We start from the raw sequence: 14,522 nt of genomic DNA, 5'->3' as shown, positions 1-14,522 counted from the left end.
CCGCACTCACACCGGCGTCACCGCATCGTAATACACCGCGCCCCGCATCAGCGGCCGCGCGGTGCGGAAGAACGAGCCGCGCTCCGCACGCCAACCGTCCGCATCCCGCGAAACGGTGGCGTCCGCGGTGAGGATGCCCGACGGCATGCCGACGCGCAGGGCGCCATCCCCGGTGGCGCGCGCGGCCTCGTGGACCAGGCTGCCCTCGATCCGGGCGGCCACCGCGAGGCACAGGGTGGCGGTGAGCGGCAGGGCCTGGTGCGGCACCCCGTTCGAGATCACCCGGGCGGTCAGGTCGATATCGTCGGCGCGGATCGCCGCCCCGGACAGGCTGGACGCATCCAGCGGCGGCGCGACCAGGCCCACGAACGGCACGTGGACGATCCGGGCTGCGGCGTCGAGATCCGGCGCGATGCCCATCGCCACCGAGGCGGCCAGGCGGATCCGCGCCAGCCGGTCGAGGAGGCCGGGCACGGCTTCCAGCGCGGCGGGCAATTCGCGGCCGGCGAGCCCGAGATCGGCCGCACGGACGAACACGCAGGCGTTGGCCGCGTCCACCAGCGAGACCTCGACCCGGCCGAGGCCCGGCACGTCGAGCGGCTGCCGGACCGAGCCGGTCGGGAGCAGCCGCCCGGTGGTGGCGCCACCCGGATCGACGAAGTCGAGGCGGATCGGCGCGCCCGTGCCGGTGACGCCGGGAATGGCGAGGTCGCCGCGGTAGACGGTCCGCCCGTCCCGGACCGCGAAGCCGGCCTCGATCCGCTTGGCGGTGTTGGTGTTGTAGATCCGTAACCGCACCGGGCCGTCGGCGGGCTGCACGAGGCCCTCGTCCACCGCGAAGGGGCCCACCGCAGAGAGCATGTTGCCGCAATTGCCGGACAGGTCGATCCGCCCGTCGCGGACCACCACCTGCACGAAGGTGTAGTCGATGTCGGCATCCGGCCGGCGCGACGGCTCAACGACGCAGATCTTCGAGACCGAGGAGACGCCCCCGCCCATGCCGTTGAGCTGGCGGCCGAACGGGTCGGGGCTGTCCATCGCGGACAGGAAGGCCGGCTCCCAGGCGGCGAGGTCGCCCGGCACGTCCCGGCGATGCAGCATCAGCGCCTTGCTGGTGCCGCCGCGCATGAACACGGCCGGCAGCGTGCCGGGCGCCGGCACCGCGGTCACACCCGCGCCGGCGGCTGGTTCGGATCCACCAGGTAGCCCAGCCCGCGCACGGTCTGGATCAGGTCCACGGCGAGCTTCTTGCGCAGCCGCCCGACGAACACCTCGATGGTGTTCGAATCCCGGTCGAAATCCTGGTCGTAGAGATGCTCGGTCAGCTCGGCCCGGGAGACCACCCGTCCGGTATGATGCATCAGGTACGAGAGCAGCCGGTATTCGTGGCTGGTGAGCTTCACCTGGGCGCCGTCCACGAACACCTTGCCGGAGCGGGTATCGAGGGTGACCGGCCCGCAGGCGATCTGGCTGGAGGCGTGGCCCGCCGCCCGGCGCAGGAGCGCCCGGACCCGGGCCATCAGCTCCTCCATGTGGAACGGCTTGGTCACGTAGTCGTCGGCGCCGGCATCGAAGCCGTCGACCTTGTCGGACCAGCGGTCCCGGGCGGTGAGGATGATCACCGGGGTCTTCACCCCGGCCCGGCGCCACTTCTGCAGCACCGAGACGCCGTCGGCCTTGGGCAGGCCCATGTCGAGGATGATCGCGTCGTAGGGCTCGCTCTCCCCGAGATAGCCGCCCTCCTCGCCGTCATAGGCCTTGTCGGCGACGTAGCCGGCCTCCTCCAGCGCCGCGACCACCTGCCGGTTGATGTCCCGGTCATCCTCCACGACGAGCAGTCGCACGGCTCACTCCATTCCACTGCGGGTGTGAAGCCCGGTCAGTATTGGCCCGCGACCTTGCCGGTGCGGGCATCCACGATCACGTGCACGAAATGCCCGTCCCGGCGCAAGGCGGTCAGCATGTAGACGAGGCCGTCGGCGTGACGACAGAGGCTCGCGCGCTGGATCTCGGCCCGGGGGATCACCGTGCGGGCCGCCCGGATCGCCGCCACCGGGGCGATCACCCGCCGCTCGCCGACCTCCTCGCGCATGTCGGCCGGCGACAGGCAGGACTCGATCCGCAGGGGCGTCGGGTCCGCCACCTGGGACGTCTGCGAGGCCGGTCCGTCATCGGCCATGGAGCCGAGGCCGCTGGCGGCGAGGGCCGCGGCGGTCAGGCTGATGGCAACGAGGGCGATGGCGTAGCGCATTGCCAGGAGATTTGCGCCGAGGGCACTGAATGCGCCCTGAATACGTAGCTGTAGCGGCCCCGACGCGAGTTCTGACTGGCGCCTGCAACGGTAAGATGTGAGCTGTTTCGTGGTGGATGCCATCGTGCCGGCACTACGGCCGACGGGCTTTTCGGGTTCCACCGCCGAGGTCGCGCCGCACAGGCGATTGCGCACGCCGCGGTGCCCGATCCGGCGCCCTCGCCGCCGGAGTGGTGACCGGTTCGGCGTCAGCGCGCGCTTCGAACCGAGGATTGAGAGCCGTCCCGGCATACCGCCGGCACCGACGCGGCAGCCTGCGCGGCCAGGGCGGCGTCGATCGGCCAGGGCCGGGCCCCGAGCCGCGCACCCAGCTGGAGTGTGACGGCGATCACCGCCGCCCCCGACAGGGTCAGCCAGACGCGGTCGAGGATCCGGTCCCGGTGCAAGCTCATCGCGAACCTCCCGTGATCAGCAACCAGAACGCCCGCAGGGCCGGCATGCGCTCGACCAGCCAGGCGATCTGGTCCGAGAACCAGTGCGCGGCCGCCGCCGTGGTGACAAAGGTGAACAGGGCCGCATGCTTGAGGCGCCGGACGTAGCGGCGCAGCACCCGCCGCTCGACATGCGCGTCCACGAGTTCGTCGAGGACCGCCAGGCGCGGCGCGGTCTGGCGGGCGACGTAGGCCTGCCAGAAGGGCGGGAACCGGATCGTCCGCGCCCGACCACCGGGACCGGGCGCGTCCTCGGGGGAATGGTGGCCCGCGTTCATGGCTTCCTCCCCGGAACCTCTCCGGCCCCGCACGATGCCGCGCGCGGGCCACGTCATGTCCCCGCCCCCCATCCGGGACAGGGGTCCGACCCGCGTGCGGAGACGTGTGAGGTCGGAGAACGCCGTCAGGCCCGATGCACCGCGTCCCCCTCCCGCAGCGCCCGCAGCGCCGGCGCCAGGACGTTGCCGGCGCTGGCCTGCGGGTCGAGCGGCAGGGCCCGGAAGATCCGGGCGGCGACGCCTTCGGCACCGCCCGCGCTCCGGACGACATGGGCCGGCGCAGTCGCCACGACGTGCCGGACGCCGGCCGCCACCACCGCGGAGCCGAGATCGACGCTCACGGTCCGGCCCCTTGCGGCACCGGCCACCGCGTTCTGTCCGTACGCGGCCCCGGCCCGGATCGCGGCCTCGACCCGCTCCCGGGTCAGGAGCGAGGCCGCCCAGGGCGCGACCCGGGCGATCCCGGCCGTGACGGCCGCCGCGGCGATCGGCACCAGCACGGCAGAGACCGGCTGCAGCAGCCCGACCAGCCAGTCGCCCCAGGGAATCGCCACGCCGCCCGCCTGGGCAGAGGCCAGAGCCGGGGCGACCAGGGCCGAGGTGAGCAGGGCGACAAACGGGATCGCGGCGCCGGCCAGCGCCAGCCCGGCCCGGAAGAGGTGCGTCATGATCGATCTCCGGAGTTGAGCGCGCGGCGGACCCGGCCGGCTCGGGATTCGGGTTTGCGCGGCGAGACGGCGCCCGCGCGCAGGGCCGAGAGCGCCCGGCGGGCCCAGGCCAGCCGGCTCGCCAGCGCGATCACGCCTGGCCGCTCGAAGTGCCGGCACACGCTCTCGGTGGCGGCCTCCAGGGTCGGAGCCTGCCGCAGGGCCGCGAGCGCCGCCGCCTCGGTGGTGCGCAGTTCCGTGCAGAGGTAGCCGTACTGGGCCTCGGGGGCGGCCGGATCGAGCGCGTGCGCCCGGCACCAGGCCTCCATGGCCACGCGCCGGGGGCCGGTCCATTGCGCCAGGCCCCAGCCGCCCCGGGACCCGGCCACCGCCGGGGCGACCTCCTGGAGCCGGCGGAAGCCGCCGCTCTCGTGGCCGAGATTGCCCAGCAGCCCGGCGGCCTGCAGGTCGGTGAGGCCGAGATCGCGCATCAGGCGCGGCCCCAGGCTCCGGCAGCCGGCCGCGAAGGCGTCGCCAGGCCCACGGGCCGGACCAGTGGTTGCGGACATCGGGGTTCTCCGGGCATGAATCCGCGCGATGCCGACGGGGGACGCGGGCAGGGGACAAGGGACAGGGGACGCTTGGGCCACGTGGGACACGGACAGGACCGGCCGCTGGTGTTCATCGGCGATTCGATCACCGCGGGCTGGGGCGAGGCCCGGGCCGAGACGTTCGCGCGGCACGGCTTCGCGGCGCGCGGCATTCCGGGACAGACGAGCGGTGAGATCCGCGCCCGCTTTCGCCGCGACGCGGCCGGTGCCCGGGGCGTCCACCTGCTGTGCGGGTTCAACGACATCGCCGAGATCGGCGGCCCGGTCTCGGACGGGGCGATCCGCGACAACATCGCCGCCATGGCGCGGCTGGCCTTCGAGGCCGGGCTGCCGCTGTGGATCGGTACCGTGATGCCGAGCGATTTCTGGGGATGGCGCCCCGAGCTCAGGCCCGTGGCGCGCATCCACGCCCTAAACCGCTGGATCCGTGCCCATTGCGCCGCCAGCGCCGCCGCGCTCATCGACTATCACACGCCGCTCGCCACCCCGTCGGGCGCGCTGCGGTCGGACTTCACCGCGGACGGCATCCACCTCAACGGAGCGGGCTACGCGGCGATCGAACCGGCGATGCTGACGGCCCTGGCGCCGGGGGCCGACCGGTGAGGCGGGGCTGATGGACCCACGGGCCTGTCGCGACGGCGACGGCTCCGCTCTCACGCCCCACCGACGTTCCCATTCCGGCTTGCGTCGGACGCGCAGACGATGCCGAAGCGGCAGTGATGGGGGGGCTCGGCGAGAGCCGCGCGTCCGGAACCGCCCTCAAGACCCCAGGGCCAGCCAATACGTCGCGCCATTCCCGGCGCCGGTCACCGCGCCGCCGGTGTCGCGGCGGTTGCGGAGCGTGAACCCGGTGGCCGACACGTCGCTGACCTGGCTGGCGTAGAGCGTCCCGGCATCCCGGGCGACCGGCTGGGCCCAGACCCCCAGGCATGCGCTCGGAAAGGCGGGGCTGAACGCGACGGAGAGATCCGCGTCCGCGCCGGTCGCAAGACCCCATTGCAGGACGAGGCCGTTGGCGAGCCGGGCGTAGCCGTTCGGAGCGAGCGCCTGGGTGCCCAGCGCCAGCGGCGTCCCGTCGACGCGCTGGTAATGGCGCACGCGCCAGCGGCCGGCACCGTCCGAGGCGGCCAGGCAGGTGTCGTCGGCGGCCGTGACGATGTCGGCCCGGGTCGGCAGGGCGAGCTGCTCGGGATCGTGGACCAGGGTCGCGGTGCCGGCGAAGCGCACGAGCCGCTCCCGGTCGGCGCCGGTGCCGAAGCGGGTGATCCGGGCCGTTCCGGTGACCAGGACCCGCCGGGTGCCGGCACCACCGAGATCCGTGGTCGCCGCCGCGGCCAGCACGGTCTCGGTGGAGGCGAAATCGATCCCGCCCTTCGCCGCGGAAGCGGTGAGCGCGGTGGCGAAGGCGGCCCCGTCGGGCGAGACCTTCAGCGAGAAGTCGTCGCCGCCCAGAAGGCCCAGCAGGGCGCGGGCGGAATACCCGGTCTGGAAGTTCAGGGCTGCGTCCCGGGAGGCGGCCTGTTTGTTGACCGAGATCCGCATGTCGCCGGAGCCCGGCGTCGCGTCGTCCCAGGTGAGCAGGGCCGCGTCCGCCTTGACCGCGAGGCGGTTGGTGGCATCCGCCCCGGTGTTGATGCCGAGCCGGCTCACGCTCTGGATCGCGGTCAGCGTCCGGCGGAAGCTGCCCCAGGCGCTGCCGTCGAACACGTAGAGGTCGGCCTCGTCGATCAGGTAGGCGAACCAGCCGGCCCGGGGCACCGCGCCGACCCAGACGCCGTCGGCGTAGCGCACGACCTGGCCGGCGAGCCCGGCCCAGGCGCCCCCCGGGTTCGAGGCGACCACGAGGTAGCGGTCGCCGTCGGCGGGGTTCTTGGGCGGCGCGGTGAGGTCCTTGTCCAGGCAGGCGAGCTGGACCAGGGCGTCGAGGAGGCCGAGCGCCTCGTTGTGGGTGACGTGCTTCTGGGCCTGGCTCGCCGCGATCAGCGGCAGGCCGAGGCGGGGCGTGGTGTCGGACATCGGGGGCTCCTCGATCGGATACTCTGTCCGTGACCAGCGGCGCAGCCGTCGCCGGTGGATGACGCGCCCCCCGCCCCGGACGCCTGGAATGGCGGTGGACGGCGATCCGGGAGGAAGCGCTGCGGGACCGGCGCCGTCCCGCGGGGTCGGTGCCCGTTCAGGCGCTTCGGATCGGAATGCGGTCGCGGATGGCCGGGCCGGGACCTGCGACCGCGCCGATCTGCGCCACAGCGACGTCGAGGCTGGTCTGAGCAACGCCGAAATCGGCCGCCTCGTCGGCGTAGAGGACCTGCTGCGCCTCGGCCCGGAACTGGCGCAGGGGCGTGCCGGCCCCCGTGAACACCGTGACCGCGTAGGCCTCCGGCTCGTCGAGCGGGATCTCGGCGGGGGCCCAGGCGTCGCCGTCGCGGCGCGCTCGGCGGATCCAGGAGAGCCGCACCCCCGACGCGTCCCGCCGCGCCCGCAGGTGGACCGGCCGCAGGGGGAGGAGCGACCCCAGCCCGGCCGTCGCGGCAAATTCCGAAACCGCCGGATCGCCCGGGTCGGCGGAGGCCGGGCCGACCCGGTAGCGGAAGCCCCGGCCGGCCTCGTCCAGGCGCTCGACCAACGGCACCACCGCGCCGTCGTCGAGGCGCACGATCAGGCTGCCCGCCGCAGTGGATCGCCCGGCGGCGGCCTCGCTGCCCGCGAGCCCGCGCAGGAGCCCGGAGAGCCGGTAGGTGTCGGGGCCGGTCAGCACCGCGTCGGCCGCGCAGAGCAGCTCGACGGAGCCGTCCGGCCCGACCAGGGCGAACAGGTTGCCGCCGGCCAGCATGGCGGCCTCGCCGATCGATCCGAGCGCCCCGCCCCGGCGCAGGGTGACGTCGAGATGGGCGCCGCGCTGCAGCCGCCAGAGCGGCCCGGCGGGCAAGTCCGAAAGGGTCCGGCCGAGGCAGGCCGGGTAATCGACCAGGCCGTGGAGGGTCAGTGGGCCGGCGCCCTCCGCCCGCCACACGGCCGCCTCCCCGGGCCAGGGCTCCGCCGCGACCGCGAGGTATTGCAGCACCGTCGGGCTGCCGCGATCCACCGGCAGGTCGAGGGCAAGCGCGAAGGGCGGCCCCGGGAAGGCCGGGGTCGCGCCAGCCGGCAAGGCCGGGTTGCGGGGCAGGCCGCGCGGAGGGCCGCCCCGGGGCGGGACGCCGCTCGCCTCGATCCGGCGCCCGGTCGGGGCGTCGTCGATCCGGTCGATTCTGCGCAGCACCGTCCCGCCCGGCACGTCGGCCGGCACCGCCAGCAGGTCGCCGGGCTCCAGCTCCAGCCGGCGCGGGCTCACCGTGAAGGCCGCGCTGTCCCGGGCCGCGATGACCCGGTCGAGCAGCGCCTCGGCGAGATCGTCGCCGGTCTCCCTGCGGGTGACGATGGCGGCCTCGATCCGGGTCTCGCGGCGCCGCTGGCCGACCGGCCGGATCGCCGCCGCCGCGGCGCGGCGGTAATCCGGACTCTCGGACTCGGTGATGCCGAGGGTGACCGAGTGCGGCAGCGCGCTCTCCTCGGCCCGGACCTGCCGCAGGACCGGCTTCGCCTCCGACAGGCGGACGAGGTCGGCCTCCGCGAGCACCACCGGCCGCTCGCGGCGGGGTCCGCGCAGGTGCAGGCGCCCCGCCACCGCCGAGACGTCGAGCCCGTAGACCTGCGCCAGGGTCTCGAGCGCGGCCCGCGCCGAGAGCGGCCGGTCGACGACGTAGCCGTCGAGGAAGGCGGCGGCCTCCACGGCGACCGGCGCGTCGAAGCCGAAATCGGCCAGGATCCTCAGGACCAGAAGGTCGAGGTCGCAGCCCTCGATCCGCCCGGTGATCCAGTGGCCGACCCGCCAGTTGGCGGTGTCGGCCCAGACCTTCTGCACCGCCGGGAAGGCCGGGAACGGCCGGGCGTCCCAGGACCAGACGAAGATCGATCCCGGATCGACCATCCGGCCGCCATAGACCGGCGAGACCGGGTTGTCGGCCTCCGAGAACCCGGCCGCCGCCGGGTCGAACCGGGCGATCACGGCCTCGAGCCCGCGCAGCTGGATCAGCTCGTCGCGCAGGGCTCGCGAGTCCGGCGGGTAGGCGCCCTCGGCGGATTTCGGGTCAGGGAAGACGTTCGGGCCGTTGGTGCCCTTGTCCACCGCCGGCACCCCGGCCTCGGTGAGCCAGATCGGCTTGGCCTTCGGCACCCAGGCGGTGGCGCGGGTCTCGACGCCGCCGTCGCGCTCGACATGCGGGTTCGACCACCAGCCGATGAGGTCCTTGGGCCGGAAGATCCAGGGTTTGCCGTAGGCGCCGTCCCGGATCGACCGGCGGTCCTGGGCGGCACGCCCGGCCGCGTCGGCGTAGTATCAGTCGAACGCCTCGCCGGAGGCGCCGTTCGCTTTCAGGTAGGCCCGGTCGTTGATGTCGCCCGCGACCGCGAGGTCGGCGTGGTCCGGGGCGTCGCGCCAATCGGTGACCGGCGGATACCAGTCGATCCCGACCGCGCCGATGTTGGGGTCGGCGAACAGGTCGTCCAGCGGGAAGCGGATCGTGGCGCCCCCGTCCAGGACATGGGCGCCGTACTCGGTCCAGTCCGCCCCGTAGACCAGCGTGACGCCGGGCCCGAGCCGGCCGCGCAGATCCGCGGCGAGGGACCGGAGCGCCTGGACGGCCGGGTAGCCGGCGGCACCCCGCACCCGGGTGAGGCCGACGAGTTCGCTGCCGATCACGAAGCCGGCGATCCGGATACCGGAGGCCGCCCACAGGGCCGCGAGGCCGGCATAATGCAGCACCCCCGCACGATAGCCGCCCTCGAAGAAACCTTGGACCTGCGCCTCCGCGGCGGCGGTGCCGTCCGGGCTGCCGGGGACGCCCGGGCCCGGGTCGCAGGTGATGCGCCCGCGCCAGGGATAGGGCGGCTGGGTCGCGCCGGGCACGCGCGGGTCGGGCAGGCTGTTGCCGGCCGGCACGTCCATCATCACGAACGGGTAGAGCAGCACGTCCAGGCCGCGGGCGGCGAGGTCGGCCACCAGCCGGGTCAGCCCGGCATCCGAGGGCGTCCCACCGTAGGCGGGGGTGCCGTCCGGCAGGGTCGAGACCACCTCGGCCTTGTCACGGGTGATCCCGGCGACGGCCCAGGCCTTCGGCTTGGTGCGCTTGCCCCGGGTCTCGACCTTCGGCACCACCCGGCAGGCGCCGGCGCGCAGATCGGTGCCGAACCACGTCGCCACCACGGCGACCCGGCGCAGGTTCGGGCACAGGGCCTGAAGCGCGTCGAGGGAGGCGGTGACGTCGGTGGCGCGCTGGAGCTGGTGCCGGTTGGCCGCCTCGGTCCGGCCGAGGCCGAGATCGACGGTGACGCGGTTCGGATCGAGGGCGAACTCGCCGGCCCCCGGGATCAGGTCGACGGCGCGGATCCGGTGGTACAGGCCGTTGACGGGGCGGACCACCTCGAAGGCGAACTGGGGCACGCGGTTGCCGAAGTCGGCGAGCGGCAGGTTCTCGAACACCACGTAGGCGAGGCCACGATAGGCCGGGGCGTTCTCGGCGCCCTCCTTGGCGACGATCAGCGGGTCCGGCGCTTGGTCCGCGCCGCCGGTATGGACCCGCACGGTGATCCCGACCTGATCGATTTCCTTGCCGTCCGCCCAGATCCGGCGGACCAGCACGACCTCGCCCTCGCACAGGCCGACCGCCAGGTTGGCGAAATAGGCGTAGCGGGTGTGCACGGTCTTCTGCCCGCCCGCGCCCTTGGACGCGGAGGCCGCGCGCTCCACCGTCGTGTTGGCGACCTCGCGGACGCGCGTCGCCCAGATCAGGCTGCCGCCGATCTTCGCCCGCCCGTAGACCCGGGGGATGGGATCGCCCTCCGTGGAGGACAGGCCGGCGACGTCGGCGAGCCGCGGCCCCTCGACGAAACGCGTGTGCCGCCCGGAGCCCGACAGCATCCCGTCGAGCCCCGCCCCCGCGGCCGCCCCGAGCACGCGCCCGACCACGGATCCGATCGGCCCGCCGAGCGCGGTCCCCACCGCGGCGCCCGCCGTGGACAGGATCAGGGTGGCCATGGCGGGCTCCGGGGGTGGGGGTGGAAAGACATGACGCTCACGGATTGCCGATCCGTATCCGGTCGGATACGTTGCATCGTGGCTACGATTCTGCTGTCCGATAGCTTTCGTCGGTAGCTCACCGACCTGCGGGATCACCGCGCGAAGGCGCGTATCGTCGCTCGGATCCGAGCTGCGGGCTTCGGTAATTTCGGTGACGTCAAACCGGTCGGTGAAGGCGTCTTCGAAATGCGAATCTCGTACGGCCCAGGATATCGCCTCTACTACGTTCGGCGGGGCGAGGTGACCTACCGGCTTCTGAACGGCGGCGACAAGTCCAGTCAGGATCGAGATATTCAGAAAGCCAAGGCCCTGGCCAAACATCTCTACGGTATCACCTGATGTCCTTCACGCCTTTCGACGCCTCGGAGTTCCTCGACAGCGAGGAAGCGATCGCCGAATATCTCGCGGCCGCGCTTGAGGATCCCGATCCCGAGCTGTTCGTCGCGGCGCTCGGTGAGGTCGCCAAGGCGCGCGGCATGAGCCAGATCGCCCGGGAGGCCGGCCTGGGGCGGGAAAGCCTGTACAAGGCTCTGACCCCGGGCTCGAAGCTGCGCTACGAGACTGTGCGCAAAGTCATGGACGCGCTCGGCGTCAAGCTGACCGTGGCGACCGGCGCCTCGTAAGGGGCCTGCGGAAAGCGGAACACCCCGGTCAGGTGCCGGCGCCACCACGCCGTGAGCGCGACCTCGGCGACCGTGGCGTGGTCGTGGGCGTGGATCATGGCACCGTCGCCGGTGGCGATGGCGCAGTGGCGGGCCGGGAGGTGGCGGCGGAAGGCGAAGAGCAGCACGTCGCCCGGACGGGGCGGGTCTCCGGCGGACGGCACCGGCACGAGGTGGCGCGCCGCCGCCTCGGTGAGGGGATCGGTCCCCGGGGCGGCGGATTCGGCCCAGGTGGCTGCATAGGGCGGCACCGGTTCCGGCTCGGCGCCGTAGAGCCCGCGCCAGACCCCGCGCAGCAGGCCCAGGCAGTCGCAGCCGACCCCGCGCAAGGAGGCCTGGTGCCGGTAGGGCGTGCCGAGCCACAGCCGCGCCTCGCCGAGGGCGGCCACGCCCATGTCCCGCCGCATTGCGCTCATCGGAACAAGCTCCCGCCGTCGAGGACGGGCTCCGAGCCCGGCACCGCACGCATCACCGCGTCGTTGCCGGGCATGTGCGGGAAGCCCTGGAAGTTGATCGCGTTGGCGAAGCGGTCCCGGCAGGTGGCCAGCCGCTTGTCGCATCCGGCCGTGACGCTGAAGGCATCCCCCGGGGTCACCGGCCGGGCCGGGACCGTCCACAGCTCGACCAGCCCGCCGAGCTGAAGCCGCACATCCGCGGCGAGCCCCGCATTGGCACCCGTCTCCCAGGTGAGCGTCCCGCCGGTGAACAGCCCGTCCGCGAAGCGACCCGCCAGCGACACCGCGAGCGTCGCCGGCTCCGGAAGGCCGGTGACCCGGCCGGTGGTGCGCCAGGCGGCGAGATCGACCCGGCAGCGGGCATCGCCGAGGTCGGCCCCGCAGGTGGCCCGGAAGGTCCGGCCGCGCTCGGCATCGAGCCGGTGGGCGAGGCCGCGCAGTTCGGCCACGAAGGCGTCGCCCTCCCGGCGCACCTCGCCGATCGTGCCGACATCGAGCAGCAGGCGCGTCCCGGGTTCGGCCCAGTCGACCAGCCAGGTCTCCACCGACGCGCCGTCGTAGAGGCCGCCCGCGATGTCGGCCTCGGTGAGCCCGAGCGCGCTCAGCGCCCCGGCCACGTCGCCCCCGGAGACCGCGAAGCCGGATTCGGCGCTGGCCTCGGCCGCGTCCAGCCCGGTCCGGGCCTCGTGGACCAGGCCCGAGAGGGTCAGGTCGCGGTCATGGTCGGTGAAGCCGAGGGCGGCCCCGTCGCGCCGGCGCAGGGTCCAGCACCGGCACAGGGTGGTCACGCCGCCCGCGAGATGGGCCGCGAAGGCATCGGGGATGGCACGCATCGTTGTCCCTCACGGCACGATCTCGACCAGCGGCACCTTGGGGATCTCGCCGGCCGTGAAGGCCGCAAGGTCGATGGTGAGGTCGTCGGTGTCGAACCGGACCGGCACGTCGAAGGCGAAGCCCGCCGTGACGGCGGCGCCCTTGGCCGGGACGTGCCCGCCCGCGAAGGTGACGAGCCCGGTGGCCGGGTCGCACGCGAAGGCGTCGGCGCCGACCTCCCGGCCGGCCAGGGCGACCCGGACGCTGCCGGCGACCGGCTTGGCGATGCGCCGGCGGTAGGGCGCGAAGCCGGACCCGTAGGACTTGGTCAGCGCGAACGTCGCCGTGGCGCCGTCGCCGGCGCCGAGCGGCTGGTCGAGGGGGCCGATCGCCCGCCCGGGCGGCCCGGAGCGGAAATCGACCCTGTCGCGGTAGCGGAAGCCGTACAGCCTTCCGCGCCGCTCCTCGAAGAACGCCAGCACCGCATGGAGCGCGTCGAGCCCGCGCACCCCGAACCCGGCATCGTAGCGGCGCCGGGAATCGGCCCAGCGGCCGTTGCGGTGCTCCCGCCCCGAGGCCAGCGTGACGATCTCGGTGAGCCGCTGCGGCCCGCCGCTGCCGCGCAGCGACACGTCGAGGGGAAACAGCACCTCGTGGAAGGCGTCGGCCATGGCGCGATGATCCCGTGTTGGAGCCCGATCCGGCGAAGACCCGATCCCGGTCGGGCGACGGGAGAAGGCCCCCCCTGCCGGCAGCCGGCGGCCGGGAAAAGTCTTTCGGAAAACGCCGGAACTTCGAAAACGCCGTTCATCGACAATCGGCACACACCGGTCAAAGATCATGGAAGACGCGCCACGATCCGCCGAAGATCTCGATGCTCGAAAAGGCTTCGAAACTCTTGCGCGATCAGTACGGGCCGTCACCGACCGAAGGAGTTTTCCGATGAGTGCTGTCCTGCAGTCCCTGCACCCCAATCTCGACATCCGCCGGGTCGCCGGCCGCATCGGCGCGGAGATCCGCGGCGTCGCGCTCTCGGGCGACCTCGATGCCGGGACGGTGGCGGCGATCCGCCAGGCGCTGCTCACCCACAAGGTGGTGTTCTTCCGCGACCAGAGCCTCGACGAGTCCGGCCAGGAGGCGTTCGGACGGCGCCTGGGCGAGCTCGTCCCGCACCCGACCGTGCCGTCGCTCCCCGGGACCGCGGGAATCCTCGACCTCGACGCCAGCCGGGGCGAGCGGGCGAGTTCCTGGCACACCGACGTGACCTTCGTGCCGGCCTATCCGGCGATCTCGATCCTGCGCGCCGTGACCCTGCCGGCCTATGGCGGCGACACCCTCTGGGCCAACACGGCGGCGGCCTACACGGACCTGCCCGAGCCGCTTCGCGCGCTGGCCGACCGGCTCTGGGCGCTGCATTCCAACGTCTACGACTACGTCGGCGGGCGGGGGAACGTCACCGAGGCCGGCCGTCGCCGGCACGACGAGGTGTTCACCCGGACCGTCCACGAGGCCGAGCACCCGCTGGTGCACGTCCATCCGGAGACCGGCGAACGCTCGCTGATCGTCGGGCACTTCATCCAGCGCATCCTCGGGCTCACGACCTCGGATTCGCAGCACCTGCTGGCGATTTTCCACGACCACGCGACCCGTCCGGAGAACACGGTGCGCTGGTCCTGGCGGTTGGGCGACGTGGCGATCTGGGACAACCGGGCCACAGTGCACCGCGCGGTGGACGATTACGGCGACCAGCCCCGGGTGGTCCGCCGCGTGACCCTCGAAGGCGCCCCCGCGGCGAGCGTCGACGGACGCCGCAGCCGCCCCCGCGAGGCGGCGGCCAGCAAGGCGGCGTGAGGGGCGGTCACGTCGCCCGCTGCCCCCGCGCGACCGCGCGGGCGAGGCTCGCCGTCACCTGCGCCTCCGAGCGGCGGAAGGCGCCGGGGTCGGGGGTGGCGATGTTGACCGTGACGGAGACCGGCCGGGCCGCGCCGCCGCCCGCGGCGACGCCGAGGCGGCCGTCCGGGCCGCGGTTCAGCGGCAGGATCGCCTCGGGCCCGGCCTCGCCCATCAGGCCGGTGCCGTTGGCCATCGGAAAGTAGGTCGGCGCGGCCACCACCCCGCCGGCCGCGAAGGGCTGGACCTGTCCGCCCCGGAACGCCCCGCCCCGGGCGAAGCCGGTCTCGCTGCCGGCGCCCGCCCCGAGCA

At 73.8% G+C, this 14,522-nt stretch carries 16 protein-coding genes and 1 pseudogene; 4 read left to right on the top strand and 13 right to left on the bottom strand.

From position 1 onward, the window contains the following. Positions 1 to 6: 6 nt before the first annotated feature. The 7 genes from FV242_RS20635 to FV242_RS20605 form a co-directional block, all read right to left on the bottom strand. A complete protein-coding gene (locus FV242_RS20635) occupies positions 7 to 1,170 on the bottom strand; it encodes a 2-methylaconitate cis-trans isomerase PrpF family protein (RefSeq protein ID WP_246692792.1) in 1,164 nt (387 codons plus the stop codon). Then, a complete protein-coding gene (locus FV242_RS20630; RefSeq protein ID WP_007565778.1) occupies positions 1,167 to 1,844 on the bottom strand; it encodes a response regulator transcription factor in 678 nt (225 codons plus the stop codon). Before FV242_RS20630 ends, FV242_RS20635 begins: the two co-directional genes overlap by 4 nt. 35 nt (positions 1,845 to 1,879) lie before the next feature. Further along, positions 1,880 to 2,251, bottom strand: coding sequence for a PepSY domain-containing protein (locus tag FV242_RS20625; RefSeq protein ID WP_147908029.1), 372 nt, complete (start codon positions 2,249 to 2,251; stop codon positions 1,880 to 1,882). A 248-nt stretch (positions 2,252 to 2,499) separates the two neighbouring features. After that, a complete protein-coding gene (locus tag FV242_RS20620) occupies positions 2,500 to 2,703 on the bottom strand; it encodes a hypothetical protein (RefSeq protein WP_147908030.1) in 204 nt (67 codons plus the stop codon). Further along, the gene (locus FV242_RS20615; RefSeq protein ID WP_147908031.1) at positions 2,700 to 3,020 is read right to left on the bottom strand and encodes a hypothetical protein; all 321 of its coding nucleotides are present in this window, start codon (positions 3,018 to 3,020) and stop codon (positions 2,700 to 2,702) included. Before FV242_RS20615 ends, FV242_RS20620 begins: the two co-directional genes overlap by 4 nt. A 125-nt stretch (positions 3,021 to 3,145) precedes the next feature. After that, positions 3,146 to 3,688, bottom strand: a complete 543-nt coding sequence (locus FV242_RS20610) for a hypothetical protein (protein ID WP_147940196.1) — start codon at positions 3,686 to 3,688, stop codon at positions 3,146 to 3,148. After that, positions 3,685 to 4,236: a phage tail tip lysozyme gene (locus tag FV242_RS20605; RefSeq protein WP_147908033.1), complete on the bottom strand. Its 552-nt coding sequence runs from the start codon at positions 4,234 to 4,236 to the stop codon at positions 3,685 to 3,687. Before FV242_RS20605 ends, FV242_RS20610 begins: the two co-directional genes overlap by 4 nt. 81 nt (positions 4,237 to 4,317) lie before the next feature. Between FV242_RS20605 and FV242_RS20600 the strand changes: the two genes are divergently transcribed. Continuing rightward, positions 4,318 to 4,881, top strand: a complete 564-nt coding sequence (locus FV242_RS20600) for a GDSL-type esterase/lipase family protein (RefSeq protein ID WP_246692791.1) — start codon at positions 4,318 to 4,320, stop codon at positions 4,879 to 4,881. Positions 4,882 to 5,037: 156 nt separating this feature from the next. Here the strand turns inward: FV242_RS20600 and FV242_RS20595 are convergent, their stop codons facing one another. Further along, a complete protein-coding gene (locus FV242_RS20595) occupies positions 5,038 to 6,294 on the bottom strand; it encodes a DUF2793 domain-containing protein (protein ID WP_147940195.1) in 1,257 nt (418 codons plus the stop codon). A gap of 157 nt (positions 6,295 to 6,451) precedes the next feature. After that, positions 6,452 to 10,348, bottom strand: a pseudogene (locus FV242_RS20590) (glycoside hydrolase/phage tail family protein). A 126-nt stretch (positions 10,349 to 10,474) separates the two neighbouring features. Here FV242_RS20590 and FV242_RS20585 point away from each other — a divergent pair. Then, positions 10,475 to 10,729, top strand: coding sequence for a type II toxin-antitoxin system RelE/ParE family toxin (locus FV242_RS20585; RefSeq protein WP_147940209.1), 255 nt, complete (start codon positions 10,475 to 10,477; stop codon positions 10,727 to 10,729). Next, positions 10,729 to 11,013: an addiction module antidote protein gene (locus FV242_RS20580; protein ID WP_147940194.1), complete on the top strand. Its 285-nt coding sequence runs from the start codon at positions 10,729 to 10,731 to the stop codon at positions 11,011 to 11,013. Before FV242_RS20585 ends, FV242_RS20580 begins: the two co-directional genes overlap by 1 nt. Here FV242_RS20580 and FV242_RS20575 read toward each other — a convergent pair. Genes FV242_RS20575 through FV242_RS20565 form a run of 3 tightly spaced genes read right to left on the bottom strand, consistent with a single transcriptional unit; the run spans position 10,944 to position 12,991 of the window. Continuing rightward, on the bottom strand, positions 10,944 to 11,468 hold the full coding sequence (locus FV242_RS20575; protein WP_147940193.1) for an NlpC/P60 family protein: 525 nt from the start codon (positions 11,466 to 11,468) through the stop codon (positions 10,944 to 10,946). The genes FV242_RS20580 and FV242_RS20575 overlap by 70 nt on opposite strands. Further along, positions 11,465 to 12,340 carry a DUF2163 domain-containing protein gene (locus FV242_RS20570; RefSeq protein WP_147940192.1) on the bottom strand — a complete coding sequence of 292 codons (876 nt, stop codon included), beginning with the start codon at positions 12,338 to 12,340 and terminating at the stop codon, positions 11,465 to 11,467. The genes FV242_RS20575 and FV242_RS20570 overlap by 4 nt, the downstream gene beginning before the upstream one ends. A gap of 9 nt (positions 12,341 to 12,349) precedes the next feature. Then, complete coding sequence (locus FV242_RS20565; RefSeq protein ID WP_147940191.1) at positions 12,350 to 12,991, bottom strand: DUF2460 domain-containing protein; 642 nt, start codon at positions 12,989 to 12,991, stop codon at positions 12,350 to 12,352. A 271-nt stretch (positions 12,992 to 13,262) separates the two neighbouring features. Between FV242_RS20565 and FV242_RS20560 the strand changes: the two genes are divergently transcribed. Beyond that, the gene (locus FV242_RS20560) at positions 13,263 to 14,171 is read left to right on the top strand and encodes a TauD/TfdA family dioxygenase (protein WP_147940190.1); all 909 of its coding nucleotides are present in this window, start codon (positions 13,263 to 13,265) and stop codon (positions 14,169 to 14,171) included. A 7-nt stretch (positions 14,172 to 14,178) separates the two neighbouring features. Here the strand turns inward: FV242_RS20560 and FV242_RS20555 are convergent. Further along, positions 14,179 to 14,522, bottom strand: a 344-nt coding sequence (locus FV242_RS20555; protein ID WP_147940189.1) for a phage tail tape measure protein, incomplete at its 5' end; no start/stop codon positions are given.

This window comes from Methylobacterium sp. WL64, from assembly GCF_008039945.1.
Classification (GTDB): Bacteria; Pseudomonadota; Alphaproteobacteria; order Rhizobiales; family Beijerinckiaceae; genus Methylobacterium.
The sequence above is the reverse complement of the archived record's forward strand: the minus strand, read 5'-3'. Positions and strand labels throughout refer to the sequence as shown.